Origin of the sequence: Actinomadura gamaensis, assembly GCF_042652125.1 — a bacterium.
In the GTDB taxonomy this organism is placed as follows: domain Bacteria; phylum Actinomycetota; class Actinomycetes; order Streptosporangiales; family Streptosporangiaceae; genus Spirillospora; species Spirillospora gamaensis.
Genome location: NZ_JBHSIT010000009.1, coordinates 352,458 through 373,335 on the forward strand (window position 1 = coordinate 352,458; position 20,878 = coordinate 373,335).

The 20,878-nt window shown below is 73.3% G+C and carries 19 protein-coding genes; 11 read left to right on the forward strand and 8 right to left on the reverse strand.

Going from position 1 to position 20,878, the window contains the following annotated elements:
• Positions 1–105: 105 nt before the first annotated feature.
• Positions 106–1,644 (forward strand): S53 family peptidase, encoded by a 1,539-nt coding sequence (locus tag ACFPCY_RS29680; RefSeq protein WP_378260476.1) that lies wholly within the window; start codon positions 106–108, stop codon positions 1,642–1,644.
• Between the two features lie 75 nt (positions 1,645–1,719).
• Here ACFPCY_RS29680 and ACFPCY_RS29685 read toward each other — a convergent pair whose 3' ends face one another.
• Both ACFPCY_RS29685 and ACFPCY_RS29690 read right to left on the reverse strand, forming a co-directional pair.
• The gene (locus tag ACFPCY_RS29685; protein WP_378260478.1) at positions 1,720–2,358 is read right to left on the reverse strand and encodes a response regulator; all 639 of its coding nucleotides are present in this window, start codon (positions 2,356–2,358) and stop codon (positions 1,720–1,722) included.
• Positions 2,355–3,485, reverse strand: a complete 1,131-nt coding sequence (locus ACFPCY_RS29690; RefSeq protein WP_378260480.1) for a sensor histidine kinase — start codon at positions 3,483–3,485, stop codon at positions 2,355–2,357. The genes ACFPCY_RS29685 and ACFPCY_RS29690 overlap by 4 nt, the downstream gene beginning before the upstream one ends.
• 165 nt (positions 3,486–3,650) lie before the next feature.
• Between ACFPCY_RS29690 and ACFPCY_RS29695 the strand changes: the two genes are divergently transcribed.
• Positions 3,651–4,190 (forward strand): GlcG/HbpS family heme-binding protein, encoded by a 540-nt coding sequence (locus tag ACFPCY_RS29695; RefSeq protein WP_378260482.1) that lies wholly within the window; start codon positions 3,651–3,653, stop codon positions 4,188–4,190.
• A 124-nt stretch (positions 4,191–4,314) separates the two neighbouring features.
• Here ACFPCY_RS29695 and ACFPCY_RS29700 read toward each other — a convergent pair whose 3' ends face one another.
• The 5 genes from ACFPCY_RS29700 to ACFPCY_RS29720 form a co-directional block, all read right to left on the reverse strand.
• A complete protein-coding gene (locus ACFPCY_RS29700) occupies positions 4,315–6,048 on the reverse strand; it encodes a DUF2207 domain-containing protein (protein ID WP_378260484.1) in 1,734 nt (577 codons plus the stop codon).
• 120 nt (positions 6,049–6,168) lie between these two features.
• Complete coding sequence (locus ACFPCY_RS29705; protein WP_378260486.1) at positions 6,169–6,567, reverse strand: phage holin family protein; 399 nt, start codon at positions 6,565–6,567, stop codon at positions 6,169–6,171.
• A 128-nt stretch (positions 6,568–6,695) separates the two neighbouring features.
• On the reverse strand, positions 6,696–8,324 hold the full coding sequence (locus tag ACFPCY_RS29710) for a phospholipase C (RefSeq protein WP_378260488.1): 1,629 nt from the start codon (positions 8,322–8,324) through the stop codon (positions 6,696–6,698).
• A gap of 215 nt (positions 8,325–8,539) precedes the next feature.
• The gene (locus tag ACFPCY_RS29715) at positions 8,540–9,730 is read right to left on the reverse strand and encodes a Dyp-type peroxidase (RefSeq protein ID WP_378260490.1); all 1,191 of its coding nucleotides are present in this window, start codon (positions 9,728–9,730) and stop codon (positions 8,540–8,542) included.
• Between the two features lie 133 nt (positions 9,731–9,863).
• Positions 9,864–11,009, reverse strand: a complete 1,146-nt coding sequence (locus ACFPCY_RS29720; RefSeq protein WP_378260492.1) for an EfeM/EfeO family lipoprotein — start codon at positions 11,007–11,009, stop codon at positions 9,864–9,866.
• A 445-nt stretch (positions 11,010–11,454) separates the two neighbouring features.
• Between ACFPCY_RS29720 and ACFPCY_RS29725 the strand changes: the two genes are divergently transcribed.
• From ACFPCY_RS29725 to ACFPCY_RS29745, 5 genes are all read left to right on the forward strand, one after another.
• Positions 11,455–13,494, forward strand: coding sequence for a sensor histidine kinase (locus ACFPCY_RS29725; RefSeq protein WP_378260494.1), 2,040 nt, complete (start codon positions 11,455–11,457; stop codon positions 13,492–13,494).
• Positions 13,495–13,600: 106 nt separating this feature from the next.
• Positions 13,601–14,005, forward strand: coding sequence for a roadblock/LC7 domain-containing protein (locus ACFPCY_RS29730; RefSeq protein ID WP_378260496.1), 405 nt, complete (start codon positions 13,601–13,603; stop codon positions 14,003–14,005).
• Complete coding sequence (locus ACFPCY_RS29735; protein WP_378260498.1) at positions 14,002–14,355, forward strand: DUF742 domain-containing protein; 354 nt, start codon at positions 14,002–14,004, stop codon at positions 14,353–14,355. Before ACFPCY_RS29730 ends, ACFPCY_RS29735 begins: the two co-directional genes overlap by 4 nt.
• Positions 14,336–14,938 (forward strand): GTP-binding protein, encoded by a 603-nt coding sequence (locus ACFPCY_RS29740; RefSeq protein WP_378260500.1) that lies wholly within the window; start codon positions 14,336–14,338, stop codon positions 14,936–14,938. The genes ACFPCY_RS29735 and ACFPCY_RS29740 overlap by 20 nt, the downstream gene beginning before the upstream one ends.
• 11 nt (positions 14,939–14,949) lie before the next feature.
• The gene (locus tag ACFPCY_RS29745) at positions 14,950–16,257 is read left to right on the forward strand and encodes a cytochrome P450 (RefSeq protein ID WP_378260503.1); all 1,308 of its coding nucleotides are present in this window, start codon (positions 14,950–14,952) and stop codon (positions 16,255–16,257) included.
• A gap of 62 nt (positions 16,258–16,319) precedes the next feature.
• Here ACFPCY_RS29745 and ACFPCY_RS29750 read toward each other — a convergent pair whose 3' ends face one another.
• Positions 16,320–17,537 carry a cytochrome P450 gene (locus ACFPCY_RS29750; RefSeq protein ID WP_378260505.1) on the reverse strand — a complete coding sequence of 406 codons (1,218 nt, stop codon included), beginning with the start codon at positions 17,535–17,537 and terminating at the stop codon, positions 16,320–16,322.
• A 239-nt stretch (positions 17,538–17,776) separates the two neighbouring features.
• On the opposite strand from ACFPCY_RS29750, the gene ACFPCY_RS29755 reads away from it, so the two are divergent.
• The 4 genes from ACFPCY_RS29755 (at position 17,777) to ACFPCY_RS29770 (ending at position 20,860) form a co-directional block, all read left to right on the forward strand.
• Positions 17,777–17,920 carry a hypothetical protein gene (locus ACFPCY_RS29755; RefSeq protein WP_378260507.1) on the forward strand — a complete coding sequence of 48 codons (144 nt, stop codon included), beginning with the start codon at positions 17,777–17,779 and terminating at the stop codon, positions 17,918–17,920.
• 217 nt (positions 17,921–18,137) lie between these two features.
• On the forward strand, positions 18,138–19,607 hold the full coding sequence (locus ACFPCY_RS29760) for a hypothetical protein (RefSeq protein WP_378260509.1): 1,470 nt from the start codon (positions 18,138–18,140) through the stop codon (positions 19,605–19,607).
• 95 nt (positions 19,608–19,702) lie between these two features.
• Positions 19,703–20,128 carry a hypothetical protein gene (locus tag ACFPCY_RS29765; protein WP_378260511.1) on the forward strand — a complete coding sequence of 142 codons (426 nt, stop codon included), beginning with the start codon at positions 19,703–19,705 and terminating at the stop codon, positions 20,126–20,128.
• 72 nt (positions 20,129–20,200) lie between these two features.
• Positions 20,201–20,860, forward strand: coding sequence for a DUF5701 family protein (locus ACFPCY_RS29770; RefSeq protein WP_378260513.1), 660 nt, complete (start codon positions 20,201–20,203; stop codon positions 20,858–20,860).
• The last annotated feature ends 18 nt before the right edge of the window (positions 20,861–20,878 follow it).

The following is a 20,878-nucleotide window of genomic DNA, read 5'->3' on the forward strand; positions in this document are numbered from 1 at the left end:
CACGCGGTCCCGCGCACTGGGCGGTGCGCGGGCCAGGAGCGGCCCCGGGGACACTGCCCGCGCGGCGACCGCCGCGCGGTGGCCCGACCGTGCCGGGAGTCCCCCTTGTCCCAGCCCACCACCGCGTTCCGGCGCGCCCCGATGTTCCGGCGTGCCCCGATCGGGCGGCGCCGGACCGTCCCCGCCCGGCTCGCGGCGATCGCGCTCGCCGGGGCCGCGCTGTCGGCCGTCCCGGCGGCGCAGGCGTCCCACGACGGCGACGCGCTGCCCGTGCCGCGCCCGCACGCGACCGACTTCGCCTACCTCGGCGCGTCCGAGACACCCCCGACGCAGGCGCAGTGCGCGTCCGTCGGCCGCCGCTGCTTCGGCCCGCAGGCCCTCCAGAACGCCTACAACGTCGGCCCGCTCCACGCCAAGGGCCTCGACGGACGCGGCCGCACGATCGCGATCGTCGACTCGTTCGGCTACGACCAGGCCGAGGATGACCTGAAGGTCTACAGCCAGCAGTTCGGCCTGCCGCTCATGTGCGGAATGCCGGGCGTCGCGTGCAAGCCGGGGATGCCGTCCTTCACGCGGCTGCGACTCGGGGACCGTCCGGTCAAGGAGCCGCCGTCCGGCAGCAACGGCACCGGCCAGGAGGACAGCAACGGGTGGGCGCTGGAGGTCGCGCTCGACCTCGACATGGCGCACACCATGGCGCCCGGCGCGAACATCGTCCTGGTCAGCACGCCGACCGCCGAGACCCTCGGCACGCAGGGCTTCCCGCAGCTCATGGACCTGGAGCAGCAGGTCGTGGACGGCGGCATGGCCGACGTCATCTCGCAGAGCTTCGGCTCCGGCGAGGAGGCGTTCCACTCGACCGCCGCGCTGGAGAACCTCCGGCACGCGTTCAGGTCGGCGGCGGCGAAGGGCGTGACCGTCCTCGCCAGCTCCGGTGACGACGGCAGCGAGAACGGCTTCAAGACGCCGGTGAAGAACCCGGCGGCCATCCCGTACGCGTCCGTCGGCTGGCCCGCGTCCGACCCGCTGGTCACCGGCATCGGCGGCACCTACCTGTGCCTGGACGGCGCGACCGGCACGCACGTCGACAACACGAGCCCTCCGGCCTCGTGCTCGACGTTCCCCGGACAGCGCGAGGTCGGCTGGACGTTCGCGGGCGGCGGCTTCAGCCACGTCTTCGCCAAGCCCGCCTACCAGAACGCGCTACCGGCCGGATCCACCCCGATCGGGTCGATGCGCGGCGTCCCGGACATCGCGTCCCAGGCCAGCTCGGGGACCGGCGTCCTCGTCCGCGACACCGCCCCCGGCGCGACCGGGATCACGTGCCCGAGCGGCGACCCGTGCAGCTCCGGCTGGTACGTCGTCGGCGGCACCTCCTCGTCCACCCCGCAGTGGGCGGGCCTGGTCGCCATCGCCGCGCAGATCACCGGCCACGGCCTCGGCCAGATCAACCAGTCCCTCTACGCCCTGGCGAACGGCCCGGACTACGGCACGTACTTCCACGACGTGACGACGGGCAACAACTCCAACCCGGACTACCCGAACATCCCGGGCTACCCCGCCACCAAGGGGTGGGACCCGATCACGGGCCTCGGCACCCCCGACGCCGCCACCCTGATCCCGGCCCTGGCGGCCCGCTCCTGACCCTCCCCCCACGGTCCCGGCGCGGAACCTCCCAGCTCCGCGCCGGGACCACCCTTCTCCGCCCGCGCGGCGGAGTCACTCGGAGAGGCGGATGAGGCGGCGGTCGGCGGCGGCTCGGACGGCGGCGGTGCGGGAGTCGACGCCGAGCTTGCCGAAGATGTGGACGAGGTGGGTCTTGACCGTGGCCTCGCTGATGAACAGGGCGCGGGCGATCTGGCGGTTGGACATGCCCCGGGCGAGGTGTTCGAGGATCTCGATCTCGCGGGGGCTGAGGGCGGGGGCCGGGTCGCGGACGCGGTTGACCAGGCGGGTCGCGACGGCCGGGGAGAGGGCGGTCTCGCCGCGGGCGGCGGTGCGGACGCCCTGGAACAGCTCCTCCGGCGGGCCCGCCTTGAGCAGGTAGCCGGACGCGCCGACGTCGAGGGCTCGGGCGATGTCGGCGTCGGAGTCGTAGGTGGTGAGGACGAGCACGCGCGGCGGGTCCGGGAGGGCGAGGACGCGGCGGGTGGCCTCGACGCCGTCGATGCCCTCGCCGAGGCGCAGGTCCATCAGGACGAGGTCGGGGCCGAGCAGGCCCGCCTGCCGGACGGCCTCCTCGCCCGTCCCGGCCTCGCCGACGACCTCGATGGCGTCCTCGCCGGCGAGCAGGGCGCGCAGGCCCGCGCGGACGACGGGGTGGTCGTCGGCGATCAGCACGCGGACGGGCACGGTCACGGGTGGCTCCTGGGCAGGCGGGCGGCGACGACGGTGCCCTCGCCGGGTTCGCTCTCGACGACGAGGGTGCCGCCGAGCGGGACGAGGCGGTCGCGCATGGCGGGCAGGCCGTAGCCGCGGTCGGGGGCGGCGGCGCGCGGCGCGGACGGGTCGAAGCCGCGGCCGTCGTCGGCGACGTCCAGCGCGACCTCACCGTCCAGGTAGGACAGGGTGATCACGATCGTGGTGGCGGCGGCGTGCTCGCGGGCGTTGGCGAGCGCGGCCTGCGCGACGCGGTGCAGCGCGGCCTGCGCGTCGGCCGGCAGCGGGTACTCCTCGCCCTCGACGCGCAGCAGCGCGTTCTCGCGGTCGGCGAGCGAGCGGAGCGCGTGCGGCAGGGACCCGGCGGCGAGGTCGGACGGGGCGAGCGCGCGGACGAACCGGCGCGCCTCGTCCAGGTTCCCGGCCGCCTCGCCCGCCGCCCGCCGGACCAGCTCGCGGGCCGCGCCGGGGTCGGTGTCGAACGCGCGGTCGGCGGCCTGGAGGAGCATTCCCATGCTGGTCAGGCCCTGCGCGAGGGTGTCGTGGATCTCGCGGGAGAGGCGCTGGCGCTCGCCGAGGATCCCGGCCGTCCGCTGGGTCGCGGCGAGCGCGTCCGCCATCCGGTGGAACTCCAGGAAGATCACCAGGATCATGCCGGACACCGCGACCGGCGCGAGGACGAGGCTGAGGTCGATGGTCGCGGCCAGCCTGAGCTGCGCGAACACCACCGCGGCCGTGACGACGACCGCGCCGAGGACGGCCGTGCGGCGGGTGAGCAGCCGCAGCGCGGCGAAGTACAGCGGCGGCGCGCACCAGGCGAAGCTCGGCGCGATCAGCACCAGCGAAAGCCACACGACCATGACGACGACCAGCCAGGCGAGCAGTCCCCGGTGGCCGAGCCGGTCCCACAGGACGGTGCCCGCGACGTAGAGGAGGGCGAGCGCGCCGCAGAGCGCGAGCTTCGGCCACGCGCTCTCCGCCAGCCCGTGCCGGGCGGCGAACCGGGACGCGGACGCGGCCAGCAGCAGGAAGAACGCCACGTGCATGGCGAGGTCGATGCGCGACTCCGCCGTCCGCGCCACGCGCGCCGCATCGGCACTGGTCACCGGGCCCTCCTTCCCCGTTCCCGACGGTACTCGGAGCGTGGCTTCCGGCAGGGCATCAGGCATCCATCATTCGGTTGATGTCCGTGCCCACCGTCCTTGCGATGGAAAGGGAATCCCCGGCGACCAGGCTTGGAGACAACGCAGACGGAAGGGACCGAAAGCATCATGAAGAACATCAAGACTCTGGTCGGCATGGCGGCGGGCGTGGCGCTGGTGGGCGGCGCGGTCGCGACGACGGCGGCGACCGCGTCCGCCGCCCCGGCGGCCCCGGCGAAGAGCGCCGGCGCGGTCACGCAGACGCGCGTCCTGACCGCCGACGCGGCGATGAAGGCCGTCCAGGCCGCGCAGAAGGAGGCCGCGAAGCAGAACCAGCGCGTCGCCATCGCGGTCGTGGACCGGTCCGGCGACCTGAAGCTGGTCGTCAAGGGCGACGGCGCCGGCCCGCAGACCGTCGAGTCGGCCAAGCGCAAGGCCTACACGGCCGTCGCGTGGGGCCAGCCGACGTCCAAGCTGGCGCAGAACGCGGGCGGCACCGGCCCGTCCGTGCGGGACATCCCGAACACGCTGTTCCTGGCGGGCGGCGTCCCGGTCGCGTCCGGCGGCGCGCCGATTGCGGGCATCGGCGTGGGCGGCGCTCCGCAGGGCTCGATCGACGAGTCCATCGCGCAGGCCGGGCTCAACGCCATCGCGAACCAGCTCGGCTGACGCGTTTTCTCGGCCTCTCCTCCGGGCCCCTCCCCTGTGGGCCCCGAACCGGCCCGTGGCCTCCCCTGCCACGGGCCGGTTCGCTGTTCTCGACCTTGCGTCACCAGGAGCCGCCGTTCTCCGCTCACCAGGAGCCGCCGCCTCCGCCGCCGTCACCGCCGCCGCCGTGACCGCCACCGCCGCCCAGCCCTCCGCTGAAGCCGCCGCCGTCGTAACCGCCGGCCCGGTAGCCGCCCAGGCCTCCGACCGAAGGACGGCTGCCCCGCCTGCTGCTCTTCCCGGCCCGGACGGGCCGGACCCGCCGATGCTCGCGCTCGGTGTTCGGCCTGCCCACGAACATGTGGACGAGCGCCACGAACCGGTCCTCGGCCTCGGCGTCCTCGCCCGTGTAGGAGTACCAGGGCAGCGGAGTACCGGCTTCCCTGCGTTCCTGGATGAAGGTCCTCATCCAGGAACGCTGGTCCGTGGCGACGGCGTACGGAAGGTCGGCCTCCCTGCGCGGTTCCTTGCGGTTGGCCCACATCGCGTTGAGGTAGCGCTGGTAGCGGACGCTGAGCGCCTGCCCCTTCCGCGTGACGGGACCGTTCCGCGGCCGGAGGAAGGCGACCGCCACCGCGAGGACGAGCAGGGAGGTGCCGAGCGCGGAGCGGTCGTCGAAGCCGCCGTTCGCCCGGAGGCTCCAGAGGACGAGGATGAAACCGATGATTCCGGCGGTCCACGACGCCGCGAGCAGCCAGGTGCCGATGTGCGTCGTCCGCCGGCGCTCGTACTGGCGTCCGCGCTCGTGGCTCGCCGAGCGGATCCGCCGCTCCACCGACTTCAGCCGTGTCCGCGCGGACGGCCCCGCCTCGGCGCCGTCGCCGTCGGCGTCGGCGTCGGCGTCGGCGTCGGCGAAGAACTCGTCCAGGAAGGCCCGCTCGTAGTCGAGGAGCTCGTCGGGAGCGTCGCCCGTGCGGGTCAGAGTCACGTGCTCGCCGTCGTCGGCTATGCGCACGTGGCCGCGGATCGCGAGATCGACGGCCACGGTCGCGAGCAGATCCCACGGGACGATGCCGTTCGGCAGGCTCTCCACCTCGGCCGGGGGTGCGATGCTCCGCGGCATCTTCGCGGGCAGCCGGTTCCGGCGGCGGTGGTCGAGAAGCCGCAGGCCGAACCCGGAGACCGCGGCCAGCAGCGCCAGCGCGAGCACGGCCGCGCCCGGCGCGCCGACGTCCACCGGGAACGGCCCGGGACGCTGGTTCCGCACCACGCCGGCCGGGAACCGCGCCCGGACGATCATGCCCTCGCCCGCGCCGAGCCCCTGCCCGAACACGGCGTTCCCGCCGCCGGCGTCGTGCGCGCTCCGGCACGGCTTCATGCCGAGCGCCGGGCCCGCGAGGCACTCCAGCGACCTGAACGCGCCGGGACCCTTGAGTTCGACGGTCGCGGCGTCGATCGGCACCGTCCATTCGGCGCCGATGGCGTTCCAGTTCAGCTTGTCCGAGGCGACGGCGTGCCGCACGTCGTAGTCGATCGTGTAGTGCCGCTGCCCGGTGACCGTCTTCGTCGGGTCGCCGATCCGGATGTCCAGCTCGTTGCCGTGATGGGCGATCTGGCTGGCCGCGGGCGCGTCCGTGCTGGTGGCGCGCACGTGGTCGATCTCGATGCGGTTGGTGGGGATCTTCCGCTCGATGCCGTGCCGCGCCGACGCGTCGCCGAAGTCGTAGGCGATCTCCTCGTGCACGCGGAGCAGGCCGTCCGCGCCGAGGTCGAGGCGGACGTCGTAGGTGCGGACGTGTTCGGGTGACGCCGCCTCGGCGGGCGTCGGCGCGGCGAGGACGGCCAGGCCGACCGCGGCGCAGAGGGGGAGCCAGCGCATGACACTTGGACCTACCAGACTCTCGCGCCGGTTCCCAGCCCCCACCGGGCTCCCTTGCCCGGCCGGCCCGGACGGTCAGTCGCCGGACGGTCAGTCGCCGAACGGTCAGTCGCCGAACGGTCAGTCGGACGACTGGTCGGTGATGACCTCGACGACCTGGCGGGCGGTCTCGGTCGGCAGCGGGACCGGATGCCCCCGCCAGCGGTTCGCGGCGAGGATGGCGGCGCCGGTCGCGCCTCCCCCGTAGGCGGCCGCGGCGACGAGGGCGGCGAGTTCGGGTGGCAGTTTGCGTTCGAGGAGTTGGACGCTCGCCCGGTAGGACGCGGCGGTGGCGCACGCCCCGAGGACGCTCGCGACCGCGCCGAAGCGGAGGGCGGGGAGGCGGAGGCGGGCTTTCCGGGCCATCTCGCGCTGGGCCGCTTCCATGACGGCCTGCGCGAGGTCGAGGTTGTCGTCCAGCGGCTCGGCGGGGACGGTGTCGGTGCCCGCGCGGCCGGAGACGTTCGGCTGGCGGCTCATGCGCCTGCGATACCCGGGAGAAAGTCGGAAAAACACCAGGAAGAGCGACCGCCCCCGCCGTCCGGGGAGGCGGACGGCGAGGGCGGGCGATCAGGCGGCCCGGGCGTTCCGGGGCCGAGGCGCGGGCGTCAGGCGCGGGCGCCGGTCTTCGGGTCGAGGATCAGCTTCCCGGCCCGCGGGTGGCGGAAGTCGAACATGCCGCCGAGGCCGTTCGAGCGGGTGTCGAACGAGTGGTCGCCGATGCGGCCGAGGCCCCAGTTGTCCTCGATGAACCGCAGCACCGAGGTCTGCTCGCTGTAGGAGTGGTCCACGTGGTTGACCTTGCTGTAGGGCGAGATCACCAGCAGCGGCAGGCGCTGGGACGGGCCGCAGCGGTCCTGGTAGCCGCCCGCGACGCGGGCCTTGCCGCACAGCTTGGCGTCGTCCGCCGACGCGTCCTTGGAGCCGTTGAGGATCGGCGGCTTCTGGTGGTCGTACCAGCCGTCGGAGTCGTCGTAGGCGACGACGATCGCGGTGTCCTTCCAGAACTTCGACTTCTGGATCGCGTTGATGTACTTCACCAGGAAGCGCTGCTCGTCCAGCGGGTCGGAGTAGCCCGCGTGGCCGTCCTGGTAGGCGCCGGCCTTGAGGAAGGTGACCGACGGGAGGTTGCCCGCCTTGAGCGCGGCGTCGAAGTCGGTCAGGTCGTACTGGTGGTTCGCCCGGTCCTGGTGGCCGATCTTGGCGACCGACGACGGCGGCAGGTGCTTCTCGTTCGCCGTCGACTTGTAGTACTGGAACGGCTCGTGGTGCGGGATGTAGTCGGTGGACGAGATGCCGCCGACGTTCGGGTGGGCCGCGTCGCAGGCCGCGTAGGACCCGTTCTTGCCGGTCGGCTTGAAGCCGCCCTGGAACCAGCCCCAGGTGACCTTCCGCTTGTTCAGCAGGTCGCCGACGTTCGGACCGGTCATCACGCCCAGGTTGTTGGTCGCGGTGTGGTTCTTCGCCGAGCAGTCGTCGAACGCGGGCTGCGGGTCGTTGATCATCGTCCCGACGCCGCGGCCGTCCGGCGACTGGACGACCGCCGGGTCGGTGACCTTCTTGTGGGTCTTGTTGTCCACGGCGTAGATGCCGTGCGTCTGCCCCGAGACGAGGTTGATCGCGCCCGGCGAGGACGGCCCGAACACCGTGTCCCACGAGTTGTCGCTCATGGAGTAGTGCTGCGCGTAGTTCCACAGCGCGGTGGTGGTGTTGCCGTCGTAGTAGTCCATGACCAGGCCGGGCTCACCGAAGAGGACCGGCTGGCCGGTGCACTTGTCGCGCTCGGTCGACTGGACGAACTTGTCCATCTTCCCGGCGTTGACGGCCTTCTGCTCGTGCCCGTAGCTGTGGTCCTGGTCGCAGGTGAGCGCCTGCTTCGGCGACAGCCGCTTGGGGTTGTACTGGTTCGGGTTGTGCGTGAGCAGGTTCTTGGTCAGCCCGTTCACCCGCGGCGTGTTCCGCGCGGCCGTGAACTTCGTGCCGTCGGTGTTCGCCGCCTTCGGGTAGGTGCCGAAGTAGTGGTCGAACGAGTTGTTCTCGTCGAACAGCACGACCACGTGCTTGATCGGCGTCGCCGTGCGCGCGTGGGACGCGTCGGTGAAGGTCTCGGCCGCGGTCAGGGCCGTGCCCCGGCCCGTGGCCGTGCCGCAGCCCGCGGCGGTGGCGAGCGCGAGCACGCCCGCCGCGGCCGTGGCGACCAGGACGGGGCGCCGCCTGGTCCAGTTCCCGGGGGTCATCTTTCTGCCTCCTGAACGGTTCACGGCCTGCGACCTCGGTTCCCGCGGTCGCGCCGATCTCCGGATCGATCTCCGGGCGGTATCCCACCAGCGCGCGGCGACTAACTCAAGGGCCTCGGGTAACACGCAGGTGACCAGCCGAAATCCGGAAGATGATCCGACCGGAAAGGTTAGCGAAAGGTTAATGAGCCAAGCGATCTTTAACCGTTCGCTGCTCAGGACAGCAGCGCGCGGCCCAGGAAGTCCCTTTCATCGCGGACGCCCGGCAGGACGAGGAAGTACCCGCCGCCGAAGGGGCGGATGTAGTCCACGAGCGGCTCGTCCTTGAGCCGGTGCTGGACGGCCTCGAACTGGGACGGGATGTCGCGCTGGTAACAGGTGAAGATCAGGCCCATGTCGAGGTCGCCCGCCGCGTCCACGCCCCGGTCGTAGTTGAAGCCGCGGCGCAGGATGCGGTTCCCGTCGGTCCGCGGGGTGCGCGGGTTCGCCAGCCGGATGTGGCTGGTCAGCGGGATGATCTTCCCGATCGGGTCGGCGGCGAACTTCGGCTGATCCGACTCGTGCTCGCCGTCGAGCGGCGCGCCGGTGTCCCGCGCGCGTCCGATGAGCTGCTCCTGCTCGGCGATGCCGATCCGGTCCCAGAACTCCACCAGCATCCGGATCAGCCGGACGACCAGGAAGCTGCCGCCGTCGCCCGTCCAGACCAGCCGGCCGAAGTCGGCGGGCGCGGGGTTGGAGATCCCGTCCCGGAAGCCCAGCAGGTTGCGCGGGGTGCCGCTCGGCCGGGGCGGGCTGACGAACCCGTCGATCTTCCAGCGGATCTGCGCCGCGCCGCGGGTGTGCCGGGCGATGTCGCGCAGCGCGTGCAGCACGGTGTCCTCGTCGCGCGCGGAGAGCTGGAGGCTGAGGTCGCCGTGGCACCACGCCGGGTCGAGCGCGTCGTTCGGGAAGGTCGGCATGGCGGTGAACCGCTCCGGACGGCGCTCCGCCAGGCCGTAGCGCCGGTCGAACAGGGACGCGCCCACCCCCACGGTGACCAGCAGGTTCCCGCCCGGGACGTCCGGGCCGAGCACGCCGGAGTCGGTCGGCGGTCCGGAGATGCCCGCGCCGTCCGGCGTGCCGCCGGCGGTCAGCACGCGCGCCCGGTCGGTGATCGCGCGCATCAGGTCGGTCAGCTCGCGGCGGTCCTTGGCGATGACGTCGAACGAGACGACGGTCGTGCGCGGAAGCGGCGACTCCTCGATGCCCGCCTGGTGCACGCCGTGGAACCCGCGCAGCGGCTTCGCGTCCGGCTCGGACGCCGCCGCGCCCCGCTCCGACGCCGCCGCGCCCGCCACCGACGTCGCGGCGACCCCGCCGACACCCGCGGCGAGCGCTCCTCGCAGGAACGACCGGCGATCGGTCACTTCACCCTCCCGGTCATACGGACGACTCTCCCGGACGTGCGGACGCCGTCCCCGGACGCCGCGATCCCGTGCGTGTTCCGGCCGTTCACGAGGTCGTTCACGAGGTCGTTCATAGGCCCGTTCACGAGGTCGCTCATGAGGTGCGGCGGGGGGCGGCGATCTCGGCGATCGGGGCGAGCAGTTCGAGCGCCTGCCCGGTCGCGCCGTTCAGTCGGCGGCGGTCGGCCGCGGACAGCTCCGACGGCGACGAGCGCCCCTTGAGCTCGGCGTCGAGGCGGTCGAGCCAGGCGTCCACCTGCGGCAGCGCCGGGTAGCGCGGGCGCAGGACGGGACGCAGCGCGTCGAGCACGAGCCGCGTCCCCTCGACGTTCGCCGCCGCCGTCCGCAGCGACGTGCCGGAACCCTCGTCGGACGCGCCGGTCAGCTCGAACTGGAGCGTCCCTTCGAGGATCTCGTGCGCGCGCAAGGGCAGGTCGCGCGGGTCGATGCGCTGCTGCGGCAGATCGGCTTGCAGAGCGCGGACGTCCTGGTCGAGCCGGTCGGCGACGCGTCCGAGCGAGGACGCGTCCTCGCCGTGCCACAGCCCGTACTCCAGCCGGTGGAAGCCCGTCCAGTCCGGGTCGCGGACGCCGCCGGGCAGCCCGTCCGGACGGCCGTTGATCTTGCCGTCGAAGTCGCCGAACGTGCCGTAGGCCGCGCCGAGCCGCTCGTACGCCAGGTGCGCGGGCAGCCACGCGCGCCGCGCCGCGCCGACGTCGCCCGACGCGACCGCCGAGCGCAGCGCGCCGGTGAGGCCGGCGAGCCGTCCGACGCCCGCGGTCACCTCCGTCCAGTAGGTGGTCACCGCGCCCGCCAGCTCGTTCTCGTCCACCGCGCGGACGGCCGGGCCGCCCGCCCCGCCGCCCTGGACGCGGACCATCGGGCCGGTGCGCGGGTCGCTCGCGCCGTCGTCCGAGCAGCGCAGCGCGTACTCGCCCGCGCCGAGCGTCACCCGCAGCGGCCGCGTCACGCCCGGCCCGAGGCCCTCGATCTCGCCGTGCACCGCGCCCGTCCGGTCGACGAGCGCCACCTCGGCGATCGCGTTGCCGCTGTTGCGGACGAGCAGCGTCTGCGGCCCCGCGTGCGCCGAGGTCCAGCCCGTCCCGCAGCGCCCGATGGCCGCCTCCAGGACCGTCGCGGACGGCCCGGAACGCCCACCCGGGAACACCTCGTCACCGCCCACGGCCGCCGCCGCGATCGCGACGACGGCGACGGCTACCAGCGGCAACCACGGACGCATCGGGGGAACTCCATCGACGAGCGGACGAACGGGCACACTGTAGCCCCCGTCCCGGAGCGCGGCGCCCGCCGCTTCCCGCAGGTGAACACGGTCCGGCGGGCGGATGAACGGGCCCGGGCGAGTTGACCGCGAGCGAGCGCGGGAACGCGCAGAGTGGGGGCCGGGTTCGCATGGCGGAGCGTGATCATCTAACGTCCTGATCCATGGCGCGCGCGGTTTTTTCTGCGAATATCCGGTGTCGCACGATCGGGGTGCTGCATCCTACGGTACGTGTCCGAACGCTCGACGCGCCGTCGCGGCGGCCGGCCCCATCGGCCGCGTGACGGGCATCAGGCACGTCACCACGAGCAGGTTCGCGCGCACGCCGTCCGCCTGACCCCGCCCCCCGAGGACCTGATCCATGTCAGCTTCCGTCCCCGCAGGCCGCAGGGGTGACCATGCCCCGTTGGAACGTGCTCTCGCGGTGTGGCTCGTCGCCGTCGTCGTGCTCGGCGCGGCCTGGCTGTACGGCGTGTTCCGGGCCGGGCACGACCTGCGTCCCGTCGTCGCGTGGGGCGGCGGCGCCGCGGCCCTCGCACTCTGCGTGACGCTCGCGGTCGCCGCCTACTACGCCGCGCTCGCCCGCCGGGCGCAGGAGGCGGTCCGGGCGGAGACGGGCGGCGCGGCGTCGCTGGAGCGGCAGATCACCGAGGTCGCCGACTCCACGCTGCCCGCCCTGCTGCACCGGATCGCGGCGGGCGCGCCCCCCGAGGCGGCGCTCGGCGAGATCCTGCCGCCGCCGGATCCGGGGCTGCGCCGCGTCCTGCAGCTCACCGCGCTGGACGCCGCGGCCCGGCGGCGCGACGCCGCCAACGCGCAGACCGTCCTGGACGGCCTGGAGGCGGAGGTCGACCGGATCATCGACGAGGCGATGCCGGTGATCGTGGCGCGCATCCGCCGCGACCGCGTCGGGCCCGAGACCGTCCTGCCGGAGGTCGGCGAGCCGGAGTCCCCGATGCTGCGCCGCCTGCTCGCCCGCGTCGTGGACGACCTCGCCACCGGCGAGCGCGGCAGCGCGGCCGCGATGATGTCCTGCGCGAACGCCGCCGCGCGCATCCAGGCCGCCTGCACCCGCCTGCTCGGCGACCTGCGCGACCTGGAGCACCGCTACGGCGACGACCCGGTCTTCCACGACCTGCTCGACATCGACCACGAGGTGTCCCAGGCCGGGCGCATCGCCGACTCGATCGCGCTGCTCGCGGGCGGCCGATCCGGCCGCCGCTGGACCAAGCCGATCGTGATGGAGTCGATCCTGCGCGGCGCGATGGGCCGCATCCACGACTACCGCCGAGTCAAGCTGCACTTCACCACCGGCTCGGCGATCGCCGGGTACGCCGCCGAGGGCGTCATGCACTGCCTCGCCGAGCTGATGGACAACGCCGCGTCCTTCTCCGCGCACAACACCGACGTGCACGTGTACGTCGAGGAGGAGGACGCCGGGATCGTCGTCACCATCGAGGACAGCGGCCTCGGCATGCGGCAGCGCGAGCGCGCCCGCGCCGAGCGGCTGGTGAACGAGCCGTCCGACCTGACCGCGCTGCCCGGCACCCGGCTCGGCCTCGCCGTCGTCGGCCGCCTCGCCGCCAAGCACGGGCTGCGGATCAGCTTCCGGCCGTCCTCGCGCGGCGGCACCGCCGCGATCGTGCTGATCCCCCGCCAGCTCGTCACCCAGCCCCGCCAGGACCTGCTGCCCCCCGAGCTGCGCGAGCCGTGGGACGGCTCGACCCGGCCGCCGCTCGCGGGCACCGGCCTGCCCGGGCCGGACGCGTCCGCGGTGCCGCCCGGCCGGCTCCTGTTCGACGCGAGCCCCGACGGCGCGTCCCCCGCCGCGCCGGCTCCGTCCGCGACCTCATCCTCGGCACGCTCGTCCTGGACGGACGACGCGCCCCTTCCCCCGGCGATCGTTCCCCCGGCGACCCCGGTGGAGCGCGACACCGCCCCGGACGACGCCTCCGCACTCACCCTCGGCACGCCCGACCAGGGCGAGCACCGAACGGACGGCGCCGGGGCGGACGGCGCCGGAACGGACGGGAACGACGACGGGACGGACGGGGACGACGACGGCTTCGAGCTGCCGCAGCGCAGGCGCGGCGCGACGCTCGCCGCCTCGCCGGACCCGGTTCCCGTCCCGGCCGCCCGGACGGAGGAGGACCGCCCCGCACCCGGCGCGCGGTTCGCCGCCTTCCGGTCGGCGACCGGCGGCCCCCGGACGGTCACCCGCGACACGGGCGGCGACCCCGCCCCCGCCGGCACCCGCACGCCCACCGCCGAGCCCACCACCGGACCCACCTCCGGGCCCACCGCCGGCACGCCGGAGACGACCGTCACCGTCGAGCTCGGCGGCGGCCCGCCCGCCGGTTCCGAGGCACCCTCCGCGTCCGGCAACGGCGCGCCGGCCACCCCGCCGGACGGCGCGACCCCGGACCGGGACGGGGAGCGGTCCTGACCGCCCCCGCAGCCCAGCGCCCGCACGGCGGACTGCCCCCGGTCCGCCCAGCACAACAGATTGGAGGCAGGGGCGGACGTCCCGTGGCGTTCCCCCCGCGATCCCGATGAGTCCCGAAGAACGCGACCTGAGCTGGCTGCTGGACGGGCTGCGCGACCGGACCCCCGGCGTGCGGCACGTGCTGGTGCTGTCCAAGGACGGGCTGAAGATCTGCTACACCGGCGACCTCGACGTGGACCGGGCCGACCAGCTGTCCGCCGTCGCGGCCGGCGTGCAGAGCCTGTCGCTGAGCGCGTCCGCCGAGTTCGGCACCGGCCTCGGCGTCGGCCAGTCCATGCTGGAGTTCGCCGGCGGACTGCTGCTGATCGTCCCGGCCGGGGAGGGCGCGCACCTGGCCGTCGTCGCCACCGAGGACGCCGACGTCGGCCTCGTCGGCCACTCGATGAACGAGCTCGTCGAGCAGATGGGCTCGTTCCTCACCGCCCCGCCCCGGCATCCGGCGCGGCGATGAGCGCGCGGCGGCACGAGCAGGAGGACCCGGACCGGTACTTCACCATCACCGGGGGCCGCCGCGACGCGTCCCTCGACCTGGTGGCCCTCGTCGTCGCCGAGATCGGCCCGCTGCCCGGCATGTCGTCGGAGCAGGTGCGGATCCTGCGGCTCTGCCGCGACAACCCGGTCGCGGTCGTGGAGCTGTCGGCGCACCTCGCGCTGCCGGTGAGCGTCGTGCGGATCCTGCTGCGCGACATGCTGGCGGACGGCCGGATCTCCGTCCGGCACCCGGTGTCGGCCCCCGAACCCGAGCAACTCCCCGACCTGGAAACCCTGAAGCAGGTGCTCGTTGGACTCCAGAATCTCTGACCCCCCGCCGGCGGTGACGCCGCTGCGCGGCACCGCCGCCGACGGGCTGAAGATCGTCATCGTGGGCGGGTTCGGCGTCGGCAAGACCACCATGGTCGGGTCGGTGAGCGAGATCCGCCCGCTGTCGACCGAGGAGGTCATGACCCGGGCGGGCGTCGGCATCGACGAGCCCGGCGCCGTCCCGGAGAAGACGACGACGACCGTCGCGTTCGACTTCGGCCGGATCACCCTGAACGACCGGCAGGTGCTGTACCTGTTCGGCGCGCCCGGCCAGCAGCGGTTCTGGTTCCTGTGGGACCAGCTGTTCGGCGGGAGCCTCGGCGCGGTCGTCCTGGTGGACACCCGCCGCATCGAGGAGTCCTGGTACGCCATCGACCGGCTGGAGCAGCACGGCATGCCGTTCGTGGTGGCGGTGAACCGGTTCGGCGAGCGCGGGCCGTCGCTGCCGAAGGTGCGCGCCGCGCTCGACCTGGACGCGCACGTCCCGCTGGTGGAGTGCGACGCCCGGCTCCGCGAGTCGAGCAAGACCGTGCTGATCGAGCTCGTCCGTTACCTGACCGCGCTGCACGAGCGTCCCGCCTGAGAGGACGAGCGATGACCGATCCCCTCCACGAGTCCGTCCCCCCGTCGGCGTTCGGCTCGGCCGCCGGGGCCGCGCCGCGGGACGTGCCGGAGCATCCGGGGCATCCCCGGCCGTTCCGGCTGTACGGCCCGACGATCGCCGACGACCCGGCCGAGCTGTACCGGTCGCTGCGCGAGCGGTACGGGCCGGTCGTGCCGGTCCTGCTGGACGGCGACGTCCCGGCCTGGTTCGTCCTCGGCTACCGCGAGGTGCACCACGTCACCGCGAACCCGCAGCTGTTCGCGCGCGACTGCCGCCGCTGGAACGCCTGGGACCTGATCCCCGACGACTGGCCGCTGATGCCCTACGTGGGCTGGACGCCGTCGATCATGTTCGCCGAGGGCGCCGAGCACCAGCGCCGGGCGGGCGCGATCGGCGACGCCCTGGACGCCTTCGACCGCACCGAGCTCGGCATCACCGTCGGGCAGGTCGCCGACCGGCTCGTCGACACCTTCGCCGGGCACGGCCACGCCGACCTGATCGAGCAGTACTCGCACCAGATCCCGCTGCACGTGGTCGCGCGGCTGTTCGGCCTGCCCGAGGCCGACATCCCGATCCTGGTGAAGGACGTCGCCGACTCGCTCGACGTCGACTCCGACCCGGTGGCGGCGCACCAGCGCATCCACGAGCGGATGGTGCGGCTCGTCGGCGACAAGCACCGCGAGCCCGGCTCGGACGTGCCGTCCCGGCTGCTCGCCCACCCGGCGCGGCTGACCGACGACGAGGTGGTCATCGACCTGCTCGTCGTCCTCGCCGCCGCGCAGCAGCCCACCGGCAACTGGATCGGCAACGCGCTGCGCCTGATGCTGGTGGACGACAAGTTCTCCAACACCATGCAGGGCGGCCGGGGCAGCGCCTCGCACGCCCTCAACCAGGTCCTCTGGGAGGACACGCCGACCCAGAACTTCATCGGACGCTGGGCCGTCCACGACTGCCAGCTCGGCGACCAGCGCATCCGCCGCGGCGACCTGCTCGTGCTCGGCCTCGCCGCCGCGAACCGCGACCCGGAGGTGAAGCCGCGCGAGTTCGGCGGGCCGGTCGCCAACCGGGCGCACATGTCGTTCGGCCACGGCGAGCACGGCTGCCCGTTCCCGGCCCCGGAACTGGCCGAGGTGATCGCGAAGACCGCCGTCGAGGTGCTCCTGGACCGCCTGCCGGACATGGAGCTCTCGGTGGCCCCGGAGGAGCTGCAGTGGCGTCCGTCGGTCTGGATGCGGGGCCTCTACACCCTTCCCGTCAGGTTCACTCCCACGGCCGACCTGCCGATCGGCATGCGCTGACCATCCGGTGGGGGCCGCCGGGCGGCCCCCACTCCTCTCCGGTCAGGCGGACGGCGTGAGCTTCAGGCGGACGGCGTGAACTCCAGCAGCAGTTCGGCCGGGCCGCGGGTGAACAGCCCCTTCTCGGACGGCACGTGCCCCTCGGCCAGCCGGACGTCGGGCATGGCGTCCAGGAGCTGGTTCACGCCGACCTCGACCTCGGTCTTGGCCAGCAGGGCACCGACGCAGAAGTGGCGGCCGAGCGCGAAGGCCAGGTGGTCGGCGGCGGCCGAGAAGGCGTTGGCGGCGGTGAGGTCGTCGCGGAAGACGTCGAAGGTGTCGGGGTGCGCGTAGCGGTCGGGGTCGCGGTTGGCCGCGCCGATGAGCGCCGTCACCGTCCTGCCCGCCTCGATCGTCCCGCCCGCGATCTCCACGTCCTCGGCGGGCTGCCGCATGATCATGTGGACGGGCGGGGTGAAGCGGAGCGTCTCGGCGAAGGCGCGCGGGATCAGGTCGCGGTCCTTGCGGACGGCGTCGAGCTGCTCGGGGTGGGTGAGCAGGTTGGCGAACACGGCGGAGATCGCCTTGTCGGTCGTCTCGCCGCCCGCGGCGAGCAGCAGCGACACGAACGACTTGATGTCCTCGTCGCTCATGGCGGTGCCGTCGATCTCGGCGGAGCAGAGCGTGGACAGCAGGTCGTCGCCGAGGTTCGCGCGGCGCTCCCGGATGATCGGGATCATGTACTCGGCGAGCTCGACGCGGGTGCGCTCGCCCGCGGCGGCGACCTCGGGGTCCTGCCCGAGGTTGCCGAGGAACGCGATGATCGAGGTGTACCACTTCTGGAAGCGGGCGTGGTCGGCGCGGTCCAGGCCGAGCATGTCGACGATCACGCGGATCGGGAAGTGCGTGGAGTACTGCGAGACCAGGTCGACGCGTCCGTCCCGGCGGAAGGCGTCGATGAGCTCGGCGGAGTTGCGCTCGATCACCGGCAGGAACCGGCTCTCCAGCTCGCTGCCGCGGAACGCGGGCGCGACCAGCGCGCGGCGGACGGCGTGCTCGCGCCCGCTGAGCTGGAGGATCGTCCGTCCGTGCACCGGTTCGAGCTGCCAGTCGTAGTTCGCCGTGGTGAACACCGGGTCCTTGAAGACGCGGGCGACGTCCTCGTAGCGGGAGACGATGTAGCTCTGGGTGGGCTCGTGCCACAGCAGCGGCGCGTCCTGCCGGTAGGCGGCGTAGGCGGCGTAGGGGTCGGCCGCGAACTCCGGCGACAGGATGTCCGGCACCTCCGGGGCGGTGGTCATTTCTCTCCCTCGCTCGCGTCTTCACTGTGCGTCGGCAACCCGAGCCTAGGGAGTGACCGCCTCCCGGTCCATACCCAAATGATCAAGAATGTCCGGGCCGGCGGCGGGCCGCAGGTCTAGACCAAATTGCGGTCCGGGCGGGGTCATCCGCGAAAATGTGTGCACTGCACTCACTTCCGTCCCGCCGCCGGCGAGGCACGCCGACGAGCGGACGGGATCACGGGAGGACGACGACAACGATGAGCGCCGCTCTGGCCAATCCCCGCCGCACCCGGCTCGACACCTGGCCGTCCCAGGGCCGCCAGGACCACGAGCCCGAGCCGACCGCAGCCCCCGTGGGCTCCGCGACGCCGAGGTCGGACGAGGAGAAGACCGCTTCCTGAAGCGGCTCCCGGGGCCGTCCGCCGGACGGCCCCGGGGTACACGGCCGACCCGCTCTCCTTCGGATCCCTGCCGTCCGCACGGACGGCCAGGGATTCTTCTCGTTCGCGCGCCAAACCTCCCTGAGGCCGGTGGCGCGGAACGGCGGCGTCCGATATGCCGTCCATGTCACTGGGACGATCACGGTCACCGGGACGATCACGCGCGGAAGGGGGCGGCGTGCGGCGGAGCGAGCTGTCGCGGGCGGAGCGGCGGGTCTGGCGGGCCTTCGCGCGCGGCGAGGAGGTCGACTTCCGCGCCTCGCCCGACGAGGACGCGTCGGACGGCGCGTCCTGGGGACGGGACCGGACCGTCCGCGCCTCGGTGCTGCGCGCGCTGCTCCTGGACGGCCCCGCGCAGGACGGCGAGATCCCCGCGCTGCGCGTGTCCGGCGCGCGCGTCGTCGGCGCGCTGAACCTGCGCTACGCGACCGTCGAGCACCCGATCCGGCTCTGGGGCTGCCACTTCGAGCAGGTCCCGAACCTGTACGGCGGCCGGTTCCGCCAGGTCAACCTCAGCAGGTCGTTCCTGCCGGGCCTCGAAGCGGCGACGATCCGCGTGGACGGCGTGCTGCGGCTCACCGACTGCGTCATACCGGGACAGGTCCAGCTCGGCGGCGCCCGGCTGAGCGGCGTCCTGTTCATGGAGCGGCTGCGCATCGGCGAACCGGGGCGTTCCGGCGTGAAGGAGATCCTGCACCTCAACCACTCGTCCTTCGGTGACGACGTGTGGGGGCCGGGCCTGCGCGCGTACGGCCTGGTCACGCTGGTCGGCGCGCGGATCGCGGCGACGCTGAACCTGGAGGGCGCCGAGCTGGTCCGTCCCGGCCACACCGTCCTGGACGGCGAGATGCTGACGGTCGGCAACGACGTCCGCGCCAAGGGGCTGCGCGCCGACGGACGGCTCAACCTGCGCGGCGCGAAGGTGGGCGGCCAGATCAATTTCGCGTACGCGCGGCTGTCGAACCCGGGCGGTGTCGCGCTGCGCGCGAGCGGCTGCACGATCGGCGAGATCTGGTTCCGGAAGGCCGAGCCGATCGTCGGCGAGGTGAACCTGCGCCACTCGACGCTCAAGCTGCTGCACATCGTCCCCGAGGTGTGGCCGGACGTGGTGAGCCTGGACGGCCTGAGTTACGACTCCCTGACGCCGCGGCTGCCCGCGCGTCCGCGGATCCACGTGTTCCAGCGGGACGCCGGCGGCTACGTGCCGCACTCGTACGAGCAGCTCGCGGCGTCCTACCGGCGGATCGGGGACGAGCACGCGTCCCGCAACGTCCTGATCGCGAAGCAGCGGCACTACCGCCGGACGCTCCCCTGGTACGGCCGCGCGTGGGGTTACCTCCAGGACTGGACGATCGGCTACGGCTACCGTCCGCTGCGCGCGGCGGGCTGGCTCATCGCCCTCTGGGCGGTCGGCGCGACGGCGTTCTCCATCCACCACCCGCCGCCGCTGAAGGTCGACGAGCATCCGCCGTTCAACGCGTTCTCCTACTCCCTGGACCTGCTGCTGCCGATCATCAGCCTCGGCCAGGAGGACCGGTTCGCCCCGCACGGCGGCTACCAGTGGCTCTCGTACGCCCTGATCCTGTCCGGCTGGACGCTGGCGTCCACGACGATCGCCGGGGTGAGCCGCGCGCTGAACCGCCAGTGAACACGGCCCTCTCGGGCGAACTCTGGTGGCGCTCGCGGACGGCGTGGTGCACTGTAAGCGACGACTGGACGAGGGCCCCAGGGGAGCGTTTTCTGATGGATCCGATCACGATCGCCGTTGTCACCGCCGCGACCGGCAAGGCCGTCGAGCTGGCGGGCGATCCGGTCAAGAACGGAGCGAAGCAGCTGTACGCGCTGATCAGGGGACGCTTCAAGGACGACGACGAGGAGCTCGCGAAGATCGAGCGGACGCCGGACGGCCCGGAGAAGGCCGCCGTCCTGGAGGGCGTGATCCGCCGCGCCGCCGAGCAGGATCCGGAGATCAGGCGCCAGGCGGAGGCCCTGGAGGCGCTCGTCAGGCAGGCGATGGAAGCGAACGCGCAGTACCGGCGGGAGCTGGAGGATCTGCGGGAGGCTGTGCGGGAGCAGGCGGCGCCGCAGTACGGCAACAGCTTCAGCGGGGTGGCGAACAAGGTCGTCGAGGTCGGGCAGATCTCCGGGGACGCCACCTTCAATTTCTGATCCCCCAGCGGGAATGATCCCTCTTCTCCGTACGTTGTACAGAGTAACCGCGACGGAGAGGATCCCACCCGCATGCCCGAGACCGGCCGCAACGAGTTCGACCGCCAGCTCGCGAACCTGCTCGACAAGGGGTACGCCGAGCTGGCGGGGATGTCCCGCGACGAGTACGCCGCGCTGCTGGACCCGCTCCGCGCGCACGCCGCAGAGCCGACCGCCGAGGAGGGACGGGCCTCGTTCGTCCTGGTGGTGACGCGCGAGCTGGCCCCGATCGGCGAGATGGTCGCCCGGACGACCCTCGCGAACAAGACCAAGCCCGGCGTCATCGACCGCAACTACCGCGAGGGCGAGCCCGTCGACTTCGTCGCCACCAAGGAGGTCGCGCTGCCCGACGCGCGCGCCTACCTGCTGCGCGACGTCGAGCGCGGCGAGGAGTTCTGCGGCGTCGTTCCCAACGACGCGATGGCGACGATCGCCGAACGCGGGCGGACGCTGCTGACCATCGAGGAGGGGCTCGCGGTCGTCACGCAGTTCCCCGGCCTGCTGGCGAAGAACAAGTGCTTCTCGCTCGGCGGCTCCCGGTGCGGGGACCGGCGCGTCCCGGCGGTCTGGATCAGCCAGAACGCGCCCAAGCTGGGCTGGTGCTGGGAGGGCAACCCGCACACCTGGCTCGGCATGGCGTCGGCGGGCGGGCGCGTCGCCGCGTCCGGTGATCACTCGGGCCGGACGATCTGACGCAAACCGGGACGCGCC

What these genes read in the sequence shown, in the direction of transcription:
- ACFPCY_RS29750 (WP_378260505.1), bottom strand. Translation starts at nt 17,537, where the DNA reads ATGACCACCGCCCCGGAGGTGCCGGACATCCTGTCGCCGGAGTTCGCG.
- ACFPCY_RS29765 (WP_378260511.1), top strand. Translation starts at nt 19,703, where the DNA reads ATGGATCCGATCACGATCGCCGTTGTCACCGCCGCGACCGGCAAGGCC.
- ACFPCY_RS29700 (WP_378260484.1), bottom strand. Translation starts at nt 6,048, where the DNA reads ATGCGCTGGCTCCCCCTCTGCGCCGCGGTCGGCCTGGCCGTCCTCGCC.
- ACFPCY_RS29720 (WP_378260492.1), bottom strand. Translation starts at nt 11,009, where the DNA reads ATGCGTCCGTGGTTGCCGCTGGTAGCCGTCGCCGTCGTCGCGATCGCG.
- ACFPCY_RS29770 (WP_378260513.1), top strand. Translation starts at nt 20,201, where the DNA reads ATGCCCGAGACCGGCCGCAACGAGTTCGACCGCCAGCTCGCGAACCTG.
- ACFPCY_RS29695 (WP_378260482.1), top strand. Translation starts at nt 3,651, where the DNA reads ATGAAGAACATCAAGACTCTGGTCGGCATGGCGGCGGGCGTGGCGCTG.
- ACFPCY_RS29730 (WP_378260496.1), top strand. Translation starts at nt 13,601, where the DNA reads ATGAGTCCCGAAGAACGCGACCTGAGCTGGCTGCTGGACGGGCTGCGC.
- ACFPCY_RS29705 (WP_378260486.1), bottom strand. Translation starts at nt 6,567, where the DNA reads ATGAGCCGCCAGCCGAACGTCTCCGGCCGCGCGGGCACCGACACCGTC.
- ACFPCY_RS29735 (WP_378260498.1), top strand. Translation starts at nt 14,002, where the DNA reads ATGAGCGCGCGGCGGCACGAGCAGGAGGACCCGGACCGGTACTTCACC.
- ACFPCY_RS29755 (WP_378260507.1), top strand. Translation starts at nt 17,777, where the DNA reads ATGAGCGCCGCTCTGGCCAATCCCCGCCGCACCCGGCTCGACACCTGG.
- ACFPCY_RS29710 (WP_378260488.1), bottom strand. Translation starts at nt 8,324, where the DNA reads ATGACCCCCGGGAACTGGACCAGGCGGCGCCCCGTCCTGGTCGCCACG.
- ACFPCY_RS29745 (WP_378260503.1), top strand. Translation starts at nt 14,950, where the DNA reads ATGACCGATCCCCTCCACGAGTCCGTCCCCCCGTCGGCGTTCGGCTCG.